Source organism: Pyxidicoccus sp. M15, from assembly GCF_056858435.1.
The window spans coordinates 11,663,081-11,684,572 of record NZ_CM166495.1; the positions used below are offsets into that span (position 1 = coordinate 11,663,081).

The following is a 21,492-nucleotide window of genomic DNA, read 5'->3' on the forward strand; positions in this document are numbered from 1 at the left end:
CGGCCCCGCGCCTCACCGGGTGACGGTGGGCAGCGCGCGGCCCTCCAGCCAGGCGTCGAGCATCCCGTCCTCCAGCAGCCGGCCGACGACGTGGTAGCCAGAGAGCATGGCCGGCGAGGTGAGCGCGTTCTCGCAGAGGACCTCCGCCGTGCCCAGGTAGGAGGAGTGGCACATCCACACGCGGGCGCCGTCGTTCCAGAGGAAGCCCACGTGGTAGTCGAGCCCCACGAGGTACAGCCCCTCGCCCTCGCGTTGCACCCGGCTCACCACCTCACTCACGGGCCGGTTGCGGAAGCGCCACGTGCGCCGGGGCGGCACGAGCGTCTTCACGATGTACTCGGCGGGCTGCTGCGCCATGCGGACGCGCTCCACGCGGAAGCCCGCGTCCTCGAGCACGGTGGAGACGAGGTAGCCACAGGCGATGCTCCCCGAGCGCGGCGTCCGGGTGGCGCCGTAGAACTCCCATGGGGTGCCCTGCCACGCGGGCAGGAGCTGACGGGTGACGGCCTGCAGCACCACGGCGCGTGCCTCGTCCCGGAGGGCGTCACGGTCCACACCGGGCTGGAGCCACCGCGAGGCGAGCGACTCGCGCCGGGCCGCGAGCTCCGCCAGGACGTCCGGGTAGGGCCGCTCCCGCGAGGCAGGACCGTCCTCCACGGGCACTGCGGTGAGGGCCACCATCAGCAGGGCGAAGTGCATGCGGAAGTGGACGCCTGGACGCTTCCGGCCGTTCCCTCCTTCACGCGGGAGAAGGTCCAGGACTTCGCGAAGGCGGACGGAGCCAGCGGGCCAGAGGGCCGGCGAGCGTTGCTGCCCGCCGGCCCTGGACGGCTCAGCGCGCCTGCGCAGGAGTGCTGAGCAGCCCGGTGAACGTCGGCGCCTGGTAACGGGGGGCCCGGTCGTAGAGCATCAGCGGCCTGTCCGACACGCGGTGCCCGTCAGTACTGACTGCCTCCACGATGAGGAAGTAGCTCGTGCCCGGCTCGAACACGTCGGAGGGCAGCAGGAGGGAGGTCGCGCTTCCGTCCACGTAGAACGAGGCCCGGGTGGCAGGGAACACGAAGGTCTCGTTGATGTATTCGAAGCGCCGCAGCCTCACCAGGTACAGGTCCGCGGTCCCCGTGGAGGGCGGCTGCCAGGAAACGAGGTGGGTGCCGACGGACAAGTCCCGTGGGCCATACGCCGCCGTGCCGTCCAGGGTGAGTCCTCGAGGGGGCAGGATGCGAGGAGTGATGGGCCCGGCCGCCAGCGCGGAGTCCCGGTCGACCACGCTGATGGCGGTGGTGAGGGAGACGTTCAGCCCATCGGGCATGTGGGCATCCACCGCGAAGAGCGTGCTCGCCGTCCCCACCAGTCCCCAGCGGGTGGGGAACGGGTTCCCGTAGACGAGAGAGGCCTGGACGTCGGAATCCTCGCCCCGGCGACGGGTGAGTGAGAGCAGCTCGCCCGACCATCCGACCCAGCCCTCGGGAGGGGCATGGGCCGCTGGGTTGAGCGAGAAGCCGGAGAAGCCGGTCGTGGCGTCCGGATGCACCTCGTCGGCGAGCTCCGTGAAGGCGGAGACCCTCCAGTCGAGCGGGAACTCATTCAGGGGGAGCGCCTCGAGCGTTCCCCGGATGGGCAGGGGCGCGGTGCCGTCATAGGAGAACGGAGCCAGGTGGGTGGCGCGGACCGCCGTGATGTAGCGCTGGACGCCTCCGTCCGACAACGGGCCCAGGTCCCGAGGAGACATCTGCAGCACCCAGAGACGGTCCCCCCGCGCCTGGGCGAAGACGGGCAGTGTCTCCCCCGCGAAGTTGTAGAAGGCCGCGCCTTCCTCGTGCACCGAGACGTCGCCCTCTTGTGGCGTGTCGAGATACACCCCTCCTGCGAAGTCCACCTCGCCGGAGACGAACTGGAGACTGGTGGAGGGCTGCGTCGGGGGCGTTCGCCAGGGCTCGAGCCCTTCCAGGTCCAGGTTCGCCAGGGCGCCCTCGGAGGCTTCGACGACACCGGCATCGGCGTGGCCCAGGAAGTTGATGCTCAGGTCGAGGTCGCGTGCGTCGGTGACGATGTAGCTCGTGCCAATCTTCAGGTAGTACGTGGTGCGGGGTACCTCCGGGAAGATGTACTCGCCAGGCCCGGCGGCCTCGCCGGGATGGGAGACGAAGGTGCTTCCGTCGACGATGAACAGCTCGACGGGAGTCCGCTCGAAGTCTTCTGGCCACTCGGTGACGCCGCTGGCCGTCCGGTAGCGATGAAAGCGGCGGATGTGCACCGCGTTGTCCGTGGGGCCCGCGTCCGTCGGCTCCGTCCCCGAATCGGCGGGGTCCGTCCCGGCGTCGCTGCCCGCATCCGTGCCCGCGTCCGCCGAGGGAAGGCCCGCGTCGGTGCCCGAGTCGACAGGCTCCACGCCCGCATCCGTGCCCGCGTCCCTGACGTTACCTCCGTCCACGGTCCCACTGTCTGGAGTCGGGTCCGCATCCTCCGTGCAGCCCAGCCACGAAGTGCAGAACAACAGCGAAAGCAATATCAAGCGCCAGTTCAGCATATTCCCTGTCTCGCCAACACCATGCGCCGGGCTGGGATGCCCGGTCGGTCCCCCATGTCGGCGATGTCTGGAAAGCATACGACTGATCTTCCAGTCGTCAGCTGACGAGGCCGGACTCGGGATGTCTGGGGCAGAACACTGGTTACGCATGGGCGGAATGGGCAGCCACTTTCACCTCGGCGTCCGGTCGCCGCTCTGTGCGCCCCCCTCGGACGCTGGCGGGCCGTGGCCCTCCCCAATTCCTATTGCCGCCCCGCCCGACCCGGGCCCACGCGAGCGGCTCCGGGCCTCAACGGCCGTTGCCGCGGTGCATCCACCCGACGAAGCCGTGGCAGTGCGCGGAAAGAAGTGCCACCCCAGAAGAAGCAGGGGCGGAAGGGCTCCGGCTGTCTTTCACTTTTCCATCCCTCGCTCCCAATCACGGCCGCACCTCCCACCCGGACGGCGAGGTGGGGCTATGCAAGCCTTTGCCCTCATTGCGCGTCCGAATTTTCGGGCGTTAGCATTTGCCTGCCCTGAGGGGCAAAGCAACACCTCACACAGGAGGCCAGACATGAAGAAAATCCTCTCTCTTCAGAAGCTCGCGGCGCCGAAGGAAGACTGCATCATCAACAGCGCGAGCAGCGCGCACTGCACCACCGGCAGCGACCTGTGCGGCTAGTGGTGTAAGCGTTCTCGCTCCGTCTCACGGACCACGAGGCTTTCCGCCCTCGTGGCCCGTGGGGAACGGAGCCCCCGCCCGGGCGGTGACTCCGCCGGTGAGGGCGGCGAAGGTCTTCAGCGCGTCCCGACCAGGAGCCTCGCATGGAAGAGCTTTCTTCCTTCACCTTCAGCGACCGGAACTACTTCGAGCCGCTCGGCCGCTTTCCCGTCACGCCTGTCTATTCGGACCTCCTGCGGACCCTGATTCCGGCGGACTGGAAGACGTCCCGGTTCGATGTCTGGCTTCGGGCGAGCCCGCCGAACGCGGTCCTGGTTCCGCAAGGCTTCAAGATTCACGTCTCCTCGACGGTGGCGGGCGCGCAGACCGTCCTGCGCAGGGCCGTCCCCGAGTGCGTCCGGGCCGGGGTGACGTTCAAACTCGCCGGCGACCCCACCCTGCTGCGCTTCATGAACTCGAAGCGGCATGCGCGAGGCGCGTCCGGCAAGTTCATGGCCATCTACCCTCCGGACGAGCCTGCGTTCCTGGCTCTCCTCGAAGCCCTGCACCAGGCGACCCGGGATTTGGAGGGCCCCTACATCCTCTCGGACAAGCGGTATCGGGACAGCAAGTCGGTCTTCTACCGGTACGGCGGCTTCCAGCGGATGTCCCGCCTGCGCGCGGACGGCTCCCAGCAGCTCATGATTCAGAAGCCGGATGGGACCTTCCTCCCGGATGTCCGGACGCCGTACTTCGAGCTCCCGGAATGGGTGAAGGACCCGCTGCCCGACAGCCCGGAGCCCGAGGACGACACGGGGCTGCTGCACGGCCGCTATCAGGTGCAGGAGGCGCTCTCGTTCACCAACACGGGCGGCATCTACCGGGCCATTGACGCGCAGACGGGACAGACTGTCTGCATCAAGGAGGCACGCCCCCACACGGAGACGTGGCTGGGCGGGGAGCAGACGGTGGACGCCGTCGCCGCGCTCCGGCGGGAGCACGACAACCTCCAGCGCATGCAGGACCTGCCGTTCGTGCCGCGGCTCATCGAGCTGTTCCAGGAGTGGGAGCACACCTACCTCGCCACCTCCTTCGTGGAAGGCGAGCCCCTGACCCGGCTCCGGGTGCGCGACGACTTCATCCTCCTCCCCTACATGGATGACCCCGAGCGCGTCCTGCGCTTCTGCAAGGTCCTGCGGGAGCTGACGCTCCGCCTGCTGGACGCGGTGGAGGCCATCCACGCGTGCGGGCTGGTGGTGGGGGACATCTCGCCAGGCAACGTCCTGTTCGACCGGGGCACGGGGAAGCTCAACCTCATCGACTTCGAGGCCGCCCTGGTGCGCGGCGAGAGCTCGGTCCTGTCGGTCCGCTGGTTCAACCCGGGGTTCCGCGCCGAGTCACGCCGTCAGGCGACCACGCTGGAGCCCTTCGACGACTTCTACGCGTGCGGCATGCTCCTCTACAACCTGCTCTGCCCCATCCAGAGCCTCTTCGAGCTGGACAAGTCGCACCCCACGTTCCGCATCCTCGACCACTTCGTGGAGGCGGGGCTGCCCGTCCAGGTGCGGCGCATCATCCAGGCCCTGCTGGAAGGGCGCGCGGACCTCGCGCGTCAGGAGGTGGAGTCATGGACGCTCGCGAGCTGAACGCCCCCGCGCGGGTGCCAGGGGCCGACCTGCTGCGCGAGGCGATTGGGGGCCTCGCGCGGCACATGCTCGCGTCCATGGACCCGAGCCGGACGGACCGCCTCTTCCCGGCCGACACGATGGCCTACCAGACCAATGCGCTCAACCTGGCGCACGGTGCCTGTGGGACGGCGCTGTTCCTGCAAGCCGCGCTGGGTGAGCTTCCACGGGCCGCGCGCGAGTGGCTGCTGGCCCAGCCCGTGACGCTCACCGCCTATCCACCGGGGCTCTACTCCGGCATCGCGGGAGTCGCCTGGAGCTTCGCGGAGCTGGGCCTGCTCGAACGCGGGCTGGAGCTCTTGGAGCAGGTGCCCCGCTCGCCCCTCGCCTTCGAGTCCACGGACATGTTCACCGGCGCCGCGGGCTGGGGCCTGACCTTCCTGGCCTTCCACCTGCGGACCGGTGACGCGAAGCTCCTGGAGCGGGCCTGTCAGGCCGGTGAGCACCTGATGAAGACCGCGGAGCACTCGGACGCGGGCCTCTTCTGGTGCGACCCGTCGGATGGCACCACCCCCCTGGGCTTCGCGTACGGCGGCAGTGGGGCGGCCTTCTTCCTGTTGTCCCTGTGGCGTGTCACCGGCGAGGCCCGCTACCTCGAGGTGGCGCGGCGGGCCATGGACTTCGAGGTGGCGCACGGCCAGGCGAAGGAGGGTGGGTTCGTCTGGGGCGTCAACACGGAGAGCCAGTCGCACCGGCCCTACTGGCTGCGCGGCGGCGCTGGCGTCGCCTCCACGCTCATCCGCTTCTTCGAGGCCCTGGGGGAGGAGCGCTACCTGGAGCTGGCCCGGAAGGCGGCGAGGGGCTGCGCGGTGTTCTTCGCCGCGGCGCCCCACCTTTTCGAGGGGCTCGCCTCCATGGGGGAGACGCTGCTGGACATGTACCGGGTGACGGGTGAGCCGCGGTATCTGGAGCAGGCGCGCAAGAAGGCGGAGCAGACGCTGCTGTTCCGAATCGACAGGCCCGAGGGCGTGGCGTTTCCGGGCCGGTTTCTCCTGCGCATCAGCCACGACTATGGAATGGGCGGCGCGGGCATCGGCCTGTTCCTGCACAGGCTGAGTGTCCTGGGGCCCCGGCTGTTCCACGATGTCTTCCCCGAGCCGCGTCCTCGCGTGTGACTCACGGCGGACCCCCTCTTTTTCGAAATAGGCGTGCGACCTTTCCGGCCGACGCGTGACTCCCAGGGGTGAACAGCCGCACCGCCCACAGGAGTTGAGAGATGCTCACTGACAGTCGAAGTGTCCGGACCCGCCTGCAAGCCAGCACGCTGGCCGCAGCCTGCGCCTTCCTCGTGCTGCCCCCTCTGTCCCAGGCCCGAGCCGCCAACCCCGCCGGCGCGACCGTCGGGGCCATCCGGTGGGACGCCTGGATTGGGGACCATGTGGCCATCGACCCGGTTCCCGGGCTCAATCGCGTGCCCAGCGATACCGGCCTGCAGGTGGAGCGCTCGCTCGGGCCGCACCAGTTCCACGACCGGCTCCCGTTCTATGCCGAAGAGACGGGGTGGGACTCCGTCAAGGTCCGGCAGGTCACCCAGGCCACGATGGACGCGGACATCCGTTACGCGAAGCACGCCGGCATCAACTACTGGGCGTTCGTCTGGTATCCGGTGGGCACGCTGGACATCGGACGCAACCTCTACTTCAACAGCAGCGAGCGCGACGGTCTCAACTTCGCGTACATGAGCGGCTTCAACACCGAAGCCGAGATGGATTCCATCGTCGATGACTTCGCGCGTCCCTATTACCAGAAGGTGCTGAACGGCCGCCCGCTGTTCTACGTCTTCAGTGGTGACGCCGCCGCCGGTCTGGTTTCCGGACTCCGCGCGCGCACCGCCGCCAGGGGGATGCCGACGCCGTACGTGGTGATGATGGATCCCAACGCCACGACGGCGGCGAACATGGCGAGCGCCGCGGGCGCCGATGCAATCAGCGCCTACGCTGACGGCGCGGTGGGCGGGGTGCCCTACTCGACCATCATCTCGGCGAACCAGAACCACTGGAACTCGCACGCGGCCACGGGCCGCAAGGTGATTCCCTTCGTGACAGTCGGTTGGGACAACCGTCCCCGGGCGCTGAACCCGCCGACCTTCATGACGACCCCTCCGACGATGAACGACTACGCTCAGCAGGCCACCGCCGCGGAGGTCGCGACGAACCTGCAGAACGCGGTGAACTGGGTCCAGACGCACCAGGGTTCGTCCGACGCGAACAGCGTCCTGGTCTACGCCTGGAACGAGTTCGACGAGGGCGGCTGGCTGACCCCGACGCTGTGGTACGGCACCGACCGCATCGAAGCCGTCTCGGAGGTGCTGAAGTACCGCAGCTCCTCCAACTGGAACACCAGCCAGACGGCGAACCGCGCGTTCGACAACAATCCCAACACCAACTGGCAAGCCTCGGGCGGCGTGCCCTACAGCAATCACTGGCTGGAGGTGGACTTCGGCCGCGATATGACCTTCAGCCAGGTCACGATGAGCGAGTTCGGCAATCGCACGCAGTCGTATCGCATCGAGTACCTGAACGGAGAGGTCTGGAAGACGGCCTACACGGGCGGCGGAATCGGCGCGTCCAGCACGGTCAGCTTCGCCGCGGTCACCGGCCGCAAGGCCCGGCTGAAGTTCGACGCCGGCATCGACACGCCGATCATCTACGAGATGAGCTACAACGCCACCCCGTCGACCGCCCCGAACCTCGCGCGGTACGAGTCCTACGCCGCGTCCACCTCCTGGGACGCGAACCAGACGGCCGACAAGGCCTTCGACGGCGACCCCAACACCAACTGGCAGGGCAGCGGCGCCGGGCCCAACCCGTCCGGAACCTGGCTCGAGGTCAACTTCGGCAAGCGGACCGCCTTCAATACCGTCACGATGTCTGAGTACGGCAACCGGACCTACAGCTACCGCATCGAATACTGGAACGGCTCAGCGTGGGCGACGGCCTACAACGGCGGAGCGATTGGCGCCCAGAGCACGGTCAGCTTCCCCACCGTCATCGCCAGCAAGGCGCGCATCTACTGGACCAATGGGTTGGGCTCACCCGTCATCTACGAGGCCGGCTTCTACAACAACTGACCTGGCCGCCGCCTGAGACGCGCGAATTCGAAGGCGGGCGCGGGGGCATGAAGGCAAGGCCTCTTCCCGCTGCACCCTGGCGAGCACGGGGCTGGAGTCACCTTCCGTCTGGCCCCGCGCATCGCCATCCTCATCCCCCCGGCATCGCTGGTTCCGGTGGTGATGGTGGCCACGCTCTTCAGCAGCGGCCCCTCGGGCGTGCATCGTTGGGTCGTCCTCGGGCCTCTCTGGCTCAACGCCGCCGGGTTGTTGCTGCCGATGACCGTGGTTGCATGGACGGGCGGGGTGGCCCGGCGCAGCCCGCTGTGGGCCTCCGTGCCCGCCATTGCTGTTGTCCTGGCGCTCCAGCCGGACGCCTCGCAGGCGGTGGCGCTGGCCGGCGCCGTCATCGCGGTGCTGTGGCTCCTTCCGTCGAGCTGGGGCTTCAGGCTCGCGGCCGCAGCCATTCCCTGGTGGCGGCGGTGGTCGCGGTCCTCCGTCCAGACCCGCTCCAGCCCGTGCCCGAGGTCGAGGTCGAGGTCGAGGGCATCATCGGCCTGGCGCTGGAGACATCTCCCATCCTGGCGGTGCTGATGCTGGCCGGTGCGGCCCTGTCGCCGCTGGCTGCCACCGTGGGGCAGGCCTCCCGCGCGGAGGCTGTCGGGCTCACCGTCTACCTCGCGCTCACCGCGCTGGCTCCCTGCCTCGGAGCCTTCCCCGTCCCCCTGGTGGGCATGGGCGTCAGTCCCAGCCTCGGAGCGTGGTGGGGCCTGGAGCTGCTGCTGGGGCTGCGCGAACGCGCGGTGCTCCCGGCTCCTGCTGCACCGGTTGCCTGAATCAGCAGACTAGGGGACGGACGTCGACGCTCCGGCATTGCCCTCCTGTGAGAGGGATTCGAGGTCATCGAGCAGCCCGCCCAGTTCCGCGCGCAGGCCCGGGACGGTGAGGCCCGCGGTGACGAGGGCGGTCGCCGGCTGCAGCGCGTCCTGGCAGGGAACCTGCGCGAGCAGGAGCTGTCCGGACGGGTCGGGCGGAGTCTCCAGCTCGAAGCGCGTGCCAGAGGCGAGGTACATCGGCCGGTTCGGGTCGAAGTGGCGCTCGACCTTCTCCGCCTGACTCTTCAGCCACTGGAGCCGCTGCTCGCGAGACAGGGCTGCCACGTCCGTCCGGGCAAGGCGCGCGACATCGAATTGCACCAGGCACATGCCGACGACGGGAATCACGAGCTGGGCGTAGCCGGACGTCACGTTGATGACGAGCTCGTGCGGCTGTTCCAGCGTGGCGTCCTTCAGGCTCACCCGGTGCACGCCACGGCCCACGGGGAACTGGAAGTGCCGGCCCTCGACCAGGAAGGGCAGCACGGGCTGGTCATCCAGCGTCAACTCCACGCCCTGCTCGCTCAGGGCGAGGACATGAATCGTCCCCTCGAGATGGGACTCCCGTGTGTAGAGGAACGCGACGGCTCCCAGCATCACGGCGGCCACCGCCATGACGGTCAGCCGCAGCTTCGGAGAGACCTTCGCCGGGCCTCGCATGGGAGGCGGTAGGGGTTTCGGGGCTTCGGGCTCGGGCTCGCGGCGGGCCTCCCGGGCCTCGTACCAGTCACGCGCCACCCACACGAGGATGCCGATGACGAGAACCGCCAGGATGATGCCCCACTCACCCCGTTCGATGAGCCGGAAGAGGGACTGGAGGCTTCGAATCATCTGCTACCCCGGGGAACCGGCGGGCACGGGCTCGCCCCGCCTGGGCGCTCACTCTAGGTGATGGGGCGGGCCTTCCCCAACTGGAGGCCCGCCGTGCATGGGACTTCCACGGCGGGCCCGTCCGCGCGTCAGTGCGACTGCGGGCGGTGGTCGTTGAGGCGGAACAGGCACATCTGGTTCACGAGGCTGTCCAGCCGCGCGGCCCGGAAGGTCAGGTCCGCGTACTCGCGTGTGATGAAGGGGTCCGCCGGGTCGGTCATGCTCGTGCCCGTCAGGAACCCGGAGAGCGCGCCGGTGGTGGGGTTCAGGTGCGAGAAGGACGTCCCCGTCTCGCCCGCATGGCACCCGCTGCACGTGTTGAGCGAGAACCGGTGCCGGGCCTCGGGGTCCACCGGGCTCTCGGGCTCGGCCTGCCAGTAGAACGCGGGAGAGGGCACGTCCGCGACGCCGCCCACGAAGGACTGGTCGTGGAACACGAGCGGCACCTGGGCCTGCCCTGCCAGGAGGCGCGTGGAGAACTCGCCCAGGTAGGTGGTGATGGGCTCCGTGCCGTTGAGACTGCTGTCCGGCGTCAGGGCGACGGGGACGGGCGTCAGCAGGCCGGTGTCCGGGGACAGCGTGAACTCGCGGAACTGCGCCGTCTGGTCCGGCGAGTCCTCGTGGGTGCGAATCTGGTTGAGCGCGCTGCCATTGGGCTTGTCGAGCACGGCGTCCGAGGGGGTGACCACCTCGGTGAGGCTCTCCAGGGCCTGGTTGTACTCAGGCGAGCCCAGCACGTATCCGTCCAGGTCCTTCCACTGCTGTGCCCACGACCTCAGGCCGGCGCAGCCGCCGTTCGCCTCCGGGACGCCATAGTCGAAGCTGACGGTGAAGGGCTGCACCCGGCAGTTGTGGATGTCCACCCATCCGAAGATGAAGCGGACCTCGCCGCCCGTGGCGCCTCCGTAGGCGGGGTTCTCGGCGAGGTCGATGCGATTGACGATGGCGAGCAGCTTGAACGGCGCCTTGTCCAGGTCCAGCTCCGTGCCGCCGCTGGCCAGCTCCCATTGCGAGATGACCTCGCCGACGGTGTCCCGCTGGGGCACCTGCCAGCCATTGATGAACTGCTCATCACGCCAGCTCTCCAGCCATTGGCGTGCGAAGGCCGAGGCGGACCTGCCGGTCCGCTGCGGGTTGGCCATCTGGGTCATCAGGTGGCCGAAGCTCCACTTCTTCTGCGCCTCACCCGCCGCCGCCTGGCACACGTCGGGGGTGGTCCGGGTGGAGTCCTCCACCGTGCCAGGGGCGGTGATGAACAGCGAGTGGGGCGCGGAGACGAGCTGGGGGAACCCGACGAACAGGTGGGTCAGGTCGATGGGCACGCCCTCCTCGAGCCTGGCCCTCAACCAGTCGGTGTCCCTCCCGGAAGGCAGGTCGGCCCAGCCGGTGAAGTCGCGCCCCTGGAAGGTGGGCGCGCTCAGGCCGAGGCCGTTGACGCGCTCGAAATGGGCGGCGAGCTCGTAGAAGTCGAGCGTCGCCTCGCCGCTGAAGATGTTGTCCCCCGCGACATCGTCGTCGCCCAGGCCATCATCCCGCAGGGTCATGGAGTGCCAGTCATTGATGGCGACTTCCACGATGGGCGACGGGAACACCACGTGTTCCGCATACTTGAGCCGGAATACACCGGGGAATGCTGGCACATGCGGGTCGTAGGGACCGGTCTTGATCTGGATGAGGACCCAATCGAGGCCCGGCGCGTACCGGGAGTGCTCCTGCCATTGGACGCGCGCCCCGGCCGTGCGCTCCACGGCTGCGGGCCGGGTTGGCGCAGGAGCCTCCTGCTCTCTACAGCCAGCTCCCAGGGTGGCCAGCAGGCACGTCGCGGCCGTTCCAATCACTGCTCTTTTCATGGCATCCCCTCGCGGTTGCGGCCCTTACGCCGAAATGGAAGGGCCTCAGGGATGACATGATTTACTACTAAGGTTGGATTTTATAGCCTTGGACTGAGATTGGCCTACGTATAGGCGGAATGGGCGGCCACTTTCACCTCGGCGTCCGGTAGCCGCTCTGTGCGCCCCCCTCGGACGCTGGCGGGCCGTGGCCCTCGAGGGGGTGCGCGGCCCCCCTCCGCGTGCCTGCGCGCGCACTACTGGCCTGTCCGCCGGACTGTGTGGCCCAGCCGGTGCCGCTCAAACCGCGGTGTCGGGGACCTCTGCCCTTCAGCTTCCCCTTGTTCGCTGGGCTCAAGAGCTTCACCTGCGACACGAGGCGTTGGCCCACCGTTAATGGGCTCCAGGCCACCTTTGCCATCTTCAAGCGCAACGACGTGGAGAAGATCATGGCGAAGGTTGTGGAGGAGGACCCCAGTCAGGTGCCAACGCTCGGTACTAAGGCCACCGACAAAACGCCGCTCTTCATAGTGCAAGGGGCTGAAATTACATCGTTCTCTGGACGCGAGGTGCCCCCACACGGGTACGCCTCCACCTCTATATAGCGGGATATACAGTGAGCGGACTCCCGAACTACGCCCGGACCTGAGCATGAGATGAGGGCATGGGACCTGACCTCGTTCAGCCTACTTCCTACAGACAAGGCGTCGTTCGAACCCGCTGTGTCAGGAGCGAGCATCAATGACGCGCCAACTTCAGCTGCCGCCGTCCCCCAGGCCCCCCCGCAAGCCCTTCTCCCCGCAGCTGTGGCGTTTGCTTAGGCGCGCTGCGGTGATCCTCGGCTTCTTAGCGGCCGGGGCACGGCTCGTGCACGAGGTGCACGTGTGCATGCAGTACGGAGGGGCTACGGTCGTCATCTGCCGGTAGCCCACCCTGTCATGCCGTAACTTCTGTCGAGAGCAGACTACCTGCGCCTCATCGCACGTTGCGAGAGGCGCAGGGCGTTTTGGTGCAGACCGCGATTGGCTCTATGGCGCGAAGCTGCTCCGCAGTGGCACGGACCCCGAGGTTGAGTCGAAGGCCAGAGCGACTCCTTCTTGGCCGTCTTCGCTTAACGGGTGACGGCCCAGAGGGGGCATGTTTGCTGGTAGAGACCATTCAGCAGGTGGTGAAGAGTTTGCCCTACCTCGTACGTTACGCGACGATGCTCTACAGCATGCTCTTTTACGTATAGGCGGAATTAGCGGCCACTTTCACCTCAGCATCCGGTCGCCGCTCTGTGCGCCCCCCTCGGACGCTGGCGGGCCGTGGCCCTCGAGGGGGTGCGCGGCCCCCCCCGCCGCGTGCCTGCGCGCGCACTCCTCGCCTGTCCGCCGGCCTGTGTGGCCCAGCCGGTGCCACTCAAACCGAGGTGTCGGGGACCTCTGCCCTTCCGTGCAGCCACTCCCCTTGAGGCAAAGCCTCGTGCACAGGCCAGGGGCAAGGGGACGGTGGGCCACCCCAGGTGCCTCAACACCTCCTTGACGCCGGGGCCTTTGAGCACCTCCAGCCCCTCCGGCGCCCGCCGCAGCCACGACAGGTGAAGACGTCGAAGTCGAAACTGCGCTTCGGCAGCGTCGCCCAGTCCAACCGCGCAGCGCGCTGCTTGCTCCGCACCTGCGCAGCTCCAGCAGGGGCCTGAGCTGAAATTGGCGCTGGCGCCTCGGACTTGGGCACCACCCGGGGCCGCAGCGCCGCTCCCGGGGCCAAGAGGCCATGGAAGCGGACAAGGTTGCTGCCGAGCGGAGGTACCCGCGCGGCCAGCCGCCGCAGGAAGGCGTCCACCGGCAGCACCAGGTGCCTGGTGCCGTCCGGCAGCGGCCGCTTCATGCGGTAGGAGAGGCTCCCATCCTCCAGCCTCGTCAGCCTCTCCAGCGCCAGGGCCCCTCTCGCCCCTTAGCGGCACAGCCTCTCCAGCCCCTCCCTGTCATTGGCATGCAGGTGGGTGTTGCGCGCAGCGAGGGCTCCCCCTCGGCGGCGCTCTCACCTCCACCTTGGCCCACGGCTGCTGCTGCAGGCTGGCGGCCTGCAGGGCCTCAAGGGCGTTTTCGGGCCCCTCCGCCGGCAGCACGCCCCGCCTCTCCAGCGGCCGCAGCACCCGGTGGCGCACCACCGCCACCAGTCGCTCCACCTCCTCTTGCCTGGGGGAGGCCGCGGCACGAAGCGCGCCCCCTCCCCCTCCTCCACCCAGACGCCGTCGGGCACCACCGAGTGGAGGTGCGGGTTGAGGGCAAGGGCGCTGCTGAAGCGCTGCAGGATGGTGACGGCGCCCGCCTGCGCTCCCCTCACCCCAAGCCTCCTCGCCCGCCTGCGCTGCAGGGCAGCCAGCGCCCGAAGGAAGATGGACAGCACCGCTGAGAAGAGGTGAGCGTCCCTTGCCGCGCGGCTCCGGCTCTGGGGCGACTCCCCGCACGAAGCTGTTATTTCGACGGAACCGTGGAGCGTGATGCGAGCGGCGTGAGGTGGAGTTCGCGAAGCTGCCGCTCGCGCGTGAGCCCGCGGTCAGCAAAGAGCTTCACGCCGCGGCGCACGTCGGCGAGCGCCCCGTCGAGGTCGCCCGTCACGTACCGCGGTTGCGCGCGCAGGAAGAGCTCGGCGCCAGGGTCCAGCGCCTGGTGCCACAGCAGCTTCGCGGGGCCGTCCCCAGCGCAGAGCGCTGTCATGGAACGCGTCTGGGTCTCTTGCCGAGCGAGCGCACCGGGTCGGCTCACAAGGGTCATCTCGTGACGACACTCGGCCTGAACACCGTGCCGTAACACCCGATGATCGACGAATCGAGCAGGACCTCGCGGTCCGTCTCGACGCAACGGACCCAGAGTCTCCAGCCTGCGCCCGAGGCGGCCTGCGCGCGATGCAGGGAGAGCCCGTCGGTGCGTACAATCGAGGACGCCGGTTGCGCCACGATGGGCGGCGAGAGCGCGCGGATGTGAGCGTCCAGGCCGTCGAAGTTGGGAATGAGCTCGGGCAGCGTCATCGTGACGGGCGAGGTCGCGAAGAGGGTCGCGCAGTGCTCGGACGATTGATAGGCGAGATACCGAGGCGGGACCACGCCGCTCGCGAGCCTCGCCTTCATGTCGTGCAGAAGGTTGTGGCCGAGCGCTTCGACCGCGGGACCTCGGGCCACGATGCTCCCATCCACGTGCCAGTGCTGGCTGTCGACAGGCACGTCACCCGGCTCGAAATATTGAATCTTCGAGTCGACGTAGACGAAGCGCTTGTCGCCGACGAGCAACTCCTTCATCGCTTCGAGCACGCGCCGGGTCAGCGGTCCCGCCACCTCGAGGGCCTCCTCGAGGGGACTCCAGCAGAACGTGACGCCATCGCCGCGGACCTCTTCCTGCGTCGGGACCGGCAGGACGCGCTCGACGGTGTAGAGGTTCGGGAAGGTGGCTTCGAACTCCGCGATCGGGCGCGACCCGTCGAGCGGGTACGCGTCGAGCGTGGTGGGTCGCATCTCCTCGACGACGACCGGCTGCGGTGCGCTCGCGGCTCGGGCCGCTCGTTTGCGGGTCGACCCGTGGTAGGCGCCTTCGCCGGTGAACGGGGCAACCTGCTGCGAGTCGAGCGTGTGTTCTTGTCTAAGGTGTGTGAGGTTCATACGAAGTCGAACATGGCTTGGAAGTATTGCAGTTTGGCCTTGGGGTCCTGCGACAGCCGGATGACCTCGGGCACCCGATCGAGAAGGTACTCGGAGGTGTCTCCCGTCGGCTTCGAGCTCAGGTATCGCCGCGGGAGCCCGTAGGACGTGTTGTAGGCCACGTTGGAGATGGGCTCGCCGGTCTTCCGGTCGAAGATCGCGGGCAAGCGGGCCCAGTCGTGCTCGATGAAGAAGCTCTCGGCGCCCCACCGCAGGCGGAAGCCGAGCTTCTCCATGCGCGGGAGCCAGGGCGGGTCGCCGATCTGCCAGAAGCCCTTACCGCACAGCAGGTGCTGCGAGTGCTCGACGGCGCGCTGGTGCTTGTCGAGGTGGTCGCGAGCGTACTTCTCCACGATCTTGTCGAGCAGGAACTGGGCGAGCTTGCGCCCGCGCTCCTCCTTGCAGACGACGAAGTTCGCGATGTGGTGGTAGCCCTTCGGTTTGAAGCGACGGACCTCGGGGAAGGCGAACCTGTCGAACCACCTGTGCGCGGGGTCGTCACCGTCGGGCTGGTCGAAGTCGACGGTTTCGCGGATCGTCGAGTGCCTCAGATTGTTGTAACGGCCGGTGAAGAAGAACACCGTGTCCTTGCTCCGTCCGACGAGGATGGTCGCGAGGAGCTCGCTTCGCTCGGGACCCACGCGCCGCGACAGCACGAACCGATGGCCCGTGACGCCCCAGATATGCGCGACGCCGTATGGCGAGATGATCTCGAGCTGCACGCGCCTGACGACCGCCGCGGGCAATTGGCCTTCGCGGTCGTTGCGCGCGTCCTCGAGTGAGCGGCTGAGCATCGAGGAGACCGCGCGCGCGACTTCGGGAACGGCGCTCGAGACGATGCCGAGCTCCATGTCATCGTCGAGGAGGACGTAATTGGGCGCCGAGGGATTGTGGGACCCGTCGTAGCGGACGTAGGCGCGGCGAAGGACGGAGGTCTGTATGAACCGGTCCTCGGGATTCAGGTTGACGTACTTTTCGAGTTCCCTGCCCGCCATCCTGCCGTCGCGGCACTTCGAGATGGCGTCGATGATCTTCTTCTCCAGAACCGCATCGCGGCGGCCCTTGAGCGAGGTCTTCCGCGAGTCGCCCGGGTTGTCGAAGGTCGTCCCGAGTCGCGTGACCAGGCGCGAATCCGCTCCTGCCGCCTGCAAGCTGTCGACGATCTCCTTGTTGCCCCGGCGCCGCGCGAGGATGAGCGCGGAGTACCCGTCGTTGTTCTGGACGTCGAGCTTCGCGCCCACCTTGATCAAGACGCTGGCGAGCTCCGCGCGATTCTCGCAGGCGGCCCGGAGCAACGCCGTGTTGCCGTCGGTGTTCCGCGCGTTCAGGTCGGCACCGGCCTCGATCAAGGTCAGCGCGATGTCGTGATACCCCTCGCTCACCGCCCAGATCAGCGGCGTCTCGTCGCGTTCTTGGAGCCGCGACTCCAGCCCGGAGGGCTCGTGCAGTTTCTCGAAAACCTCGGTGAGCTTGTCTGGCCTGGTCATGGTCGATGCCGACGTGGGTCTGCCTGAGAGCGCACTCCGTGAGTGTCGCTCCGGAGTGTGCACTCCATCGTTCCGCCTGCCAAGCGAGCCGGCGTCGCTGTGCGAGCAACACGGCGGTGGACCCAGCCGTGCTCCGGAAATGGAATGAGAAAGGCCCGGAGTCGCAAGGCTCCGGGCCCTTCGTCGCCTGCGGGCAGCGGCTTTCCGCCCCGCCCTGCTCAGCTCAATCCTAAATCAGGGGAGATACGGACAGGTAATCGCCTTGCACGGGAACTTGGTGCAATCGTAGCACTCGATGCCGAAGCCCCCGTTGTCACACGAAATCGTGACGCGCTTGTAATACGGGGTCGTGACACCCCAGCCATCGTTCGAGCCGTCGCAGTACTGGGTCCGCTCGCCCACCATCTGCGCGGGGTCGAGCGCCGCGCTCGCGTAGTACCAGTTCTGGACCTCGTTGGCCGGCAGTGTCTGGTTTTGCGAGTCGAGCGTGCTGCCCTCCTCCACGGGGCCAGCACCGGAACCACAAGCCGCCAGCACGCCGGAGACCACCACGAATGCCAACACGGACAGACGCATCATCACTGTTCCTCGGTTGAAGGAGCGCCCACCCCGGGCGGGCCTCCAGGTTGAGCCAGACATGTGCCTTCGGAGGTGTTGTTGCGTCCAACGCATTGATGGCATCCAAGTTCATGCAGTAGCTTCATGACATGTCCCAGGAGAGCACCCTCGAGGCGCGAGACCTCCGCCTCATCCAGGCCATCGTCGAGCAGGGCAGCGTGACGCGCGCGGCGCGGCGGCTGTACCTGAGCCAGTCAGCCATCAGCCACCAGCTCTCAGCGCTCGAAGAGCGGCTCGGAGTCACCCTCTTCGAGCGCGTGCGCAAGCGCATGGTCATCACGCCCGCGGGCCAGCGGCTGGCGGCGCTCGCCGCGGAGGTGCTGCCGAAACTCGCACGGGAGCAGGCCCTGCTGCGCGCCCCGCTGACGCCCACGCCGCCCCGTCCCTTGCGCCTCGCCGCCCAGTGCTACACCTGCTACCAGTGGCTGCCGCAGATGCTGACGGGGCTGTCCACCGCGCACCCGGAGGTGGACCTGCGGCTGGACGTGGAAGCCACGCGCTCGGCGGAGAAGGCCCTTCTCGAAGACCGGCTGGACGTGGCCCTCTGTTGCTACCCCGTGAGCGCTCCCGGGCTCGTCTCCACGCCCCTCTTCCGCGATGAACTCGTGGCCGTGCTGCCCGCGGGCCACCCGCTGGCCGCGCGTCCCTTCGTCAGCGGACCGGACCTGACGGAGCAGGTCGTCTACTTCTACCCGCTGCCCGCGGAGGACGAGGAGCGCTTCCGCCGGGAGCTCCTGCCACGGAGGCCCGAGGCACTGCGCGTCCGCACGCTGCCACTCACCGAGGCCATGGTGGAGCTGGTGCGGACCGGGCACGGGGTGTGCCTCCTCGCGCGCTGGTCAGTCGGGCCGCACCTGGCGCAAGGGGGGCTCGTCACCCGCGGCCTCGGCCGCAAGGGCTACTGGCGACAGTGGAGCGCGGTGCACAAGCGTCACGGCCCCCTCGCCCCGGCGCTCGGCACGCTCGTGGACCTGCTGCGCGGCGCGGTGCTCTCCGCCTGAATCAGAACCGGTCCTGCCCGGACGGCGCTTCCGGAAGCGGCGCCACCGCCGACAGCACGCCGTGCTCGGGAATCGGCGGGTGCAGGGGCACCACCACCGTGAAGCGCGAGCCCCGGCCGAACTCGCTCTCCACGGACACGCGCCCGCCGTGTCCCTCCACCAGGCTCTTCACAATCGCCAGTCCCAGCCCCGCGCCGCCGTGCTCGCGCGTGGAGCTGCCGTCCACCTGGTAGAAGCTCTGGAAGATGTGCTCGAACTGGTCCGGGCGGATGCCCACGCCCGTGTCCTCCACGCAGATGCGGTAGCCCTGCGCTCCCAGCTCCGCCTGCGCGCCCACCTCGGACATCACCACCGACACCCGGCCCCCGGACTGGGTGAACTTCACCGCGTTGGCCAGCAGGTTCACCACCACCTGCCGCAGCTTGTCCGCGTCCGCCGCCACCCGCGGCTGCACGCCGTGCGGCAGCCGCACCTCCAGCTCCACGCCCTTGCGCTGCGCCTGCGGCGCCACGCTCGACACCGCCGTCTGGATGACGCCGCTCAGGTCCACCGGCGCAATCGCCAGCCGCAGCTTGCCCGCCTCGATTTGGCTCAGGTCCAGGATGGACGAGATGAGGTTGAGCAGCGACTCGCCCTTCTCGACAATCGTCCGCACGTACAGGAGCTGCTCCGGGTTGAGCGCCCCGGCCAGCCCCTCGGCCAGCATCTCCGAGTAGCCGATGATGGACGCCAGCGGCGTGCGCAGCTCGTGGCTCACCGTGCCCAGGAAGGTGGACTTCAGCCGGTCCAGCTCCTTCAGCCGCGTGTTGGCCTGCGCCAGCCGTGCGTTGTGCGCCTCCAGCTCGCGGTGCGTGTCCAGCATCGCCTCGATGTGCAGCTGCGTCGTCAGGTACGCCCGCTGCCCGCTGGCCACCAGCGCGCCCAGCACCTGCCCGAAGTGCGTCAGCACCTGCGCGGCCGTGCGCTCGGGCGCCCGGCGCACCTTGCCCACCAGCTCGTGCGCCCGCGCCAGGTCCACCCCGGCGATGTCCGTCAGCGAGGGCGGGAAGTCCCGCAGCTCCTCCGGCGAGAAGGGCCCCAGGATGACCCGGCCCAGCGCTTCGCCCTCCCAGCGCACCGGCATCACCAGGTAGCGCAGGCCGGTGAAGCACGGCAGCGCCACGATTCCCGCCTCCTCCACGCCCTCGCCCACCGCGGGCCGGGCCCCGTGCACCGGCGCCACCGGGCCGTCCTTCACCCGCGCCACCGTGGCCGTGCAGCGCGCGCGTCCGTCCGGGAAGGTGAAGACGTAGGAGCAGAAGTCCCCGTGCCCCACCTTCACGTCCGCCAGCTTGGTGCCCCGCGTGTCCAGCACCTTGATGCCCACGCGGTACAGCTCGCTGAAGCTCCTCACCACCTCCGTGAAGGAGGGCAGGTCCAGCATGTCCGCCAGCGTCAGCCGCCGCTGGAGCACCGACTCGCGGCGCTGGGAGCCCTCGGGAGGCCCGCTCGTGGCGCTCATCGCCCGCCCCCGCTGCCGCTGCGCTCACCGCCGGCCGGCTGCCCGTAGCGGGCCTCCAGCTCCGTGCCCGTGACGTCCATCCTCCGGAAGATCTGCCCCAGGAATTCCTCCTCCGTCAGCCCCAGGTGGCGCGCCAGGTGGGCGCGCGCGTCCAGCCGCCGGTAGGCCGCCTGGGCCACCGCGTGGAAGGTCTCCAGCACGCCCTCGCCCTTGAGCGCCACCGCCCCCACCACCGCCTCGCTGCCGCGCTTGCGCGCCACGTCCATCTCCGCGTCCGACCGGGCGTCCGGCAAGTCCCTCTTGTTGAACTGGATGACCACCGGCACCTGGTCCACGTCCAGGCCGTTCTCCTTCATGTTCTCCTGCAGGTTGCGCCAGTAGGCATTGTTGTCCGCGGTGGCGCTGCGCCGGCTGTCGGCGATGAAGGCGACCGCGTCGGCGCCCTGGAGCACGATGCGGCGCGTCGCGTTGTGGATGACCTGGCCGGGCACCGTGAACAGCTTCACCTTCACCTTGAAGCCGGAGGAAGTGGAGAAGAAGACGGGCAGCAGGTCGAAGAAGAGGGTGCGGTCGTCGTGGGTCTCCACGGTGAGCAGGCGACCACGCACCTCCGCCGAGGCCCGGGCATGCAGATGGCGCAGGTTCGTCGTCTTCCCGCTCAGCCCGGGCCCGTAGTAGACGATCTTGAGCGTCAGCTCTCGCTGGGCGTGGTTGAGTTGCAAGGGGGGCTCGGGCTGACCTGTTCGTGTGAGGAGGTAGACCTCTGGCACACGACGCACGTTTTTATAGTGGGAAGCGGCCCGGTGCGGAAGGCCGGTCGGGTTCCGGGCGTGGAAGCGGGCCTCATTCGTGGAATGGGCCGGGTGCATGGGACGTTTGGCGGGGTCCGGCTCCTCACACTTGGGGAAGGCAGTCTCCTCACGTAAGAGGACAATGTGCGCGGAATCACTGCGTGCACGGGTGCCGGGGGAGCGGTTAGGATCGCAGCGCGACGGAGGAGCAAGGCGATGACGATGAAGCAGGTGGACCCGGGCGTGGAGATGGCCCCAGCGCCGGTGCTGGATGTGGCGGGCCTGCCGAACGACCTGATGACGGCGGTGAAGTTCTCCTTGCCCACGGATGAGGACATGACGGCGGTGGCGAACCTGCGCGCTGGCTCCGAGCCCTGGAAGAGCCGGGGTGAGACGCAGGAGGACAGCCTCAAGGCCCTCACCCAGCTCAAGCCCTACGTCCATGTGGCGAAGGTGCAGAACCAGCTGGTCGGCTACGTGACGGTGGAGCGGGACGGCCCGGTGCCGGGCGCGGCTTACCTGCGCAACATCGTGGTGAAGCCCGAGCTGCGCCGCAAGGGCCTGGGCAAGGTCCTGCTGGAGCAGGCGCTCAAGGCGGCCCGCGACATGTACCGGAAGACCATCGCCCTGCGGGTGGACCCGTCCAACTCGGCGGCGGTGAGCTTCTACCGGAAGGAAGGCTTCACCACCGTGGCCACGGTGGTCTCCAAGAAGTCCGGCAAGCTCCGGCTCCTGATGTCCCGCGAGCTGTAGTCGCCCCTGTAGCCCCCGGGCGGGAGGTCGCTCCTCCCGCCCCCCGCTCCGCGCGGGCCTCCTTGCCGGCCCCGGAGCACGCTTCACCCCCTTCCATCGGAAGACGCGGTCTCCGGCTCGGTGTGGCCCGGCCGTCGGCGCGTGCCCTGGGCCGCCCGCCCGCCAGGACTGCGGGTGTGGGCGCGGG

18 protein-coding genes are annotated in these 21,492 nt (G+C 68.6%); 6 read left to right on the plus strand and 12 right to left on the minus strand.

What is annotated here, in order from left to right; genetic code table 11:
- Positions 1-12: 12 nt before the first annotated feature.
- Both ACX9TP_RS43200 and ACX9TP_RS43205 read right to left on the minus strand, forming a co-directional pair.
- Positions 13-699: a hypothetical protein gene (locus ACX9TP_RS43200; protein ID WP_482976534.1), complete on the minus strand. Its 687-nt coding sequence runs from the start codon at positions 697-699 to the stop codon at positions 13-15.
- Between the two features lie 133 nt (positions 700-832).
- Positions 833-2,530 carry a fibronectin type III domain-containing protein gene (locus ACX9TP_RS43205; RefSeq protein ID WP_482976535.1) on the minus strand — a complete coding sequence of 566 codons (1,698 nt, stop codon included), beginning with the start codon at positions 2,528-2,530 and terminating at the stop codon, positions 833-835.
- Between the two features lie 804 nt (positions 2,531-3,334).
- On the opposite strand from ACX9TP_RS43205, the gene ACX9TP_RS43210 reads away from it, so the two are divergent.
- The 4 genes from ACX9TP_RS43210 (at position 3,335) to ACX9TP_RS43225 (ending at position 8,740) form a co-directional block, all read left to right on the plus strand.
- Positions 3,335-4,816 (plus strand): class III lanthionine synthetase LanKC N-terminal domain-containing protein, encoded by a 1,482-nt coding sequence (locus ACX9TP_RS43210; RefSeq protein WP_482976536.1) that lies wholly within the window; start codon positions 3,335-3,337, stop codon positions 4,814-4,816.
- The gene (locus ACX9TP_RS43215) at positions 4,798-5,970 is read left to right on the plus strand and encodes a lanthionine synthetase C family protein (protein WP_482976537.1); all 1,173 of its coding nucleotides are present in this window, start codon (positions 4,798-4,800) and stop codon (positions 5,968-5,970) included. The genes ACX9TP_RS43210 and ACX9TP_RS43215 overlap by 19 nt, the downstream gene beginning before the upstream one ends.
- Before the next feature lie 101 nt (positions 5,971-6,071).
- The gene (locus ACX9TP_RS43220) at positions 6,072-7,925 is read left to right on the plus strand and encodes a discoidin domain-containing protein (protein ID WP_482976538.1); all 1,854 of its coding nucleotides are present in this window, start codon (positions 6,072-6,074) and stop codon (positions 7,923-7,925) included.
- Between the two features lie 398 nt (positions 7,926-8,323).
- Positions 8,324-8,740: a hypothetical protein gene (locus ACX9TP_RS43225; RefSeq protein WP_482976539.1), complete on the plus strand. Its 417-nt coding sequence runs from the start codon at positions 8,324-8,326 to the stop codon at positions 8,738-8,740.
- A gap of 9 nt (positions 8,741-8,749) precedes the next feature.
- Here the strand turns inward: ACX9TP_RS43225 and ACX9TP_RS43230 are convergent, their stop codons facing one another.
- The 8 genes from ACX9TP_RS43230 to ACX9TP_RS43265 form a co-directional block, all read right to left on the minus strand.
- Complete coding sequence (locus ACX9TP_RS43230) at positions 8,750-9,610, minus strand: hypothetical protein (RefSeq protein WP_482976540.1); 861 nt, start codon at positions 9,608-9,610, stop codon at positions 8,750-8,752.
- A 128-nt stretch (positions 9,611-9,738) separates the two neighbouring features.
- Positions 9,739-11,244: a hypothetical protein gene (locus ACX9TP_RS43235; protein ID WP_482976541.1), complete on the minus strand. Its 1,506-nt coding sequence runs from the start codon at positions 11,242-11,244 to the stop codon at positions 9,739-9,741.
- 1,743 nt (positions 11,245-12,987) lie between these two features.
- The gene (locus tag ACX9TP_RS43240) at positions 12,988-13,347 is read right to left on the minus strand and encodes a transposase (RefSeq protein WP_482976542.1); all 360 of its coding nucleotides are present in this window, start codon (positions 13,345-13,347) and stop codon (positions 12,988-12,990) included.
- 153 nt (positions 13,348-13,500) lie between these two features.
- Positions 13,501-13,869: a transposase gene (locus ACX9TP_RS43245; RefSeq protein WP_482976543.1), complete on the minus strand. Its 369-nt coding sequence runs from the start codon at positions 13,867-13,869 to the stop codon at positions 13,501-13,503.
- 68 nt (positions 13,870-13,937) lie between these two features.
- Entirely contained in the window at positions 13,938-14,180 is a 243-nt protein-coding gene (locus ACX9TP_RS43250) for a hypothetical protein (RefSeq protein ID WP_482976544.1), read from the minus strand.
- Positions 14,181-14,233: 53 nt separating this feature from the next.
- A complete protein-coding gene (locus ACX9TP_RS43255) occupies positions 14,234-15,115 on the minus strand; it encodes a hypothetical protein (protein ID WP_482976545.1) in 882 nt (293 codons plus the stop codon).
- Complete coding sequence (locus ACX9TP_RS43260; protein WP_482976546.1) at positions 15,112-16,641, minus strand: ankyrin repeat domain-containing protein; 1,530 nt, start codon at positions 16,639-16,641, stop codon at positions 15,112-15,114. The genes ACX9TP_RS43255 and ACX9TP_RS43260 overlap by 4 nt, the downstream gene beginning before the upstream one ends.
- A 234-nt stretch (positions 16,642-16,875) precedes the next feature.
- Positions 16,876-17,205, minus strand: coding sequence for a DUF6289 family protein (locus ACX9TP_RS43265; protein ID WP_482976547.1), 330 nt, complete (start codon positions 17,203-17,205; stop codon positions 16,876-16,878).
- A 143-nt stretch (positions 17,206-17,348) separates the two neighbouring features.
- On the opposite strand from ACX9TP_RS43265, the gene ACX9TP_RS43270 reads away from it, so the two are divergent.
- Entirely contained in the window at positions 17,349-18,260 is a 912-nt protein-coding gene (locus ACX9TP_RS43270; RefSeq protein WP_482976548.1) for a LysR family transcriptional regulator, read from the plus strand.
- A 1-nt stretch (position 18,261) separates the two neighbouring features.
- Here the strand turns inward: ACX9TP_RS43270 and ACX9TP_RS43275 are convergent, their stop codons facing one another.
- Entirely contained in the window at positions 18,262-19,761 is a 1,500-nt protein-coding gene (locus tag ACX9TP_RS43275) for a sensor histidine kinase (RefSeq protein WP_482976549.1), read from the minus strand.
- Positions 19,758-20,483 (minus strand): GTP-binding protein, encoded by a 726-nt coding sequence (locus ACX9TP_RS43280; RefSeq protein WP_482976550.1) that lies wholly within the window; start codon positions 20,481-20,483, stop codon positions 19,758-19,760. Before ACX9TP_RS43280 ends, ACX9TP_RS43275 begins: the two co-directional genes overlap by 4 nt.
- A gap of 285 nt (positions 20,484-20,768) precedes the next feature.
- Between ACX9TP_RS43280 and ACX9TP_RS43285 the strand changes: the two genes are divergently transcribed.
- Positions 20,769-21,305: a GNAT family N-acetyltransferase gene (locus tag ACX9TP_RS43285; RefSeq protein ID WP_482976551.1), complete on the plus strand. Its 537-nt coding sequence runs from the start codon at positions 20,769-20,771 to the stop codon at positions 21,303-21,305.
- The last annotated feature ends 187 nt before the right edge of the window (positions 21,306-21,492 follow it).

Bases quoted from the DNA above. Each gene is read 5' to 3' on its own strand.
- ACX9TP_RS43200 (WP_482976534.1), bottom strand. From the start codon at position 699: ATGCACTTCGCCCTGCTGATGGTGGCCCTCACCGCAGTGCCCGTGGAG.
- ACX9TP_RS43205 (WP_482976535.1), bottom strand. From the start codon at position 2,530: ATGCTGAACTGGCGCTTGATATTGCTTTCGCTGTTGTTCTGCACTTCG.
- ACX9TP_RS43210 (WP_482976536.1), top strand. From the start codon at position 3,335: ATGGAAGAGCTTTCTTCCTTCACCTTCAGCGACCGGAACTACTTCGAG.
- ACX9TP_RS43215 (WP_482976537.1), top strand. From the start codon at position 4,798: ATGGACGCTCGCGAGCTGAACGCCCCCGCGCGGGTGCCAGGGGCCGAC.
- ACX9TP_RS43220 (WP_482976538.1), top strand. From the start codon at position 6,072: ATGCTCACTGACAGTCGAAGTGTCCGGACCCGCCTGCAAGCCAGCACG.
- ACX9TP_RS43230 (WP_482976540.1), bottom strand. From the start codon at position 9,610: ATGATTCGAAGCCTCCAGTCCCTCTTCCGGCTCATCGAACGGGGTGAG.
- ACX9TP_RS43240 (WP_482976542.1), bottom strand. From the start codon at position 13,347: ATGAAGCGGCCGCTGCCGGACGGCACCAGGCACCTGGTGCTGCCGGTG.
- ACX9TP_RS43250 (WP_482976544.1), bottom strand. From the start codon at position 14,180: ATGACAGCGCTCTGCGCTGGGGACGGCCCCGCGAAGCTGCTGTGGCAC.
- ACX9TP_RS43255 (WP_482976545.1), bottom strand. From the start codon at position 15,115: ATGAACCTCACACACCTTAGACAAGAACACACGCTCGACTCGCAGCAG.
- ACX9TP_RS43260 (WP_482976546.1), bottom strand. From the start codon at position 16,641: ATGACCAGGCCAGACAAGCTCACCGAGGTTTTCGAGAAACTGCACGAG.
- ACX9TP_RS43270 (WP_482976548.1), top strand. From the start codon at position 17,349: ATGTCCCAGGAGAGCACCCTCGAGGCGCGAGACCTCCGCCTCATCCAG.
- ACX9TP_RS43275 (WP_482976549.1), bottom strand. From the start codon at position 19,761: ATGAGCGCCACGAGCGGGCCTCCCGAGGGCTCCCAGCGCCGCGAGTCG.
- ACX9TP_RS43285 (WP_482976551.1), top strand. From the start codon at position 20,769: ATGACGATGAAGCAGGTGGACCCGGGCGTGGAGATGGCCCCAGCGCCG.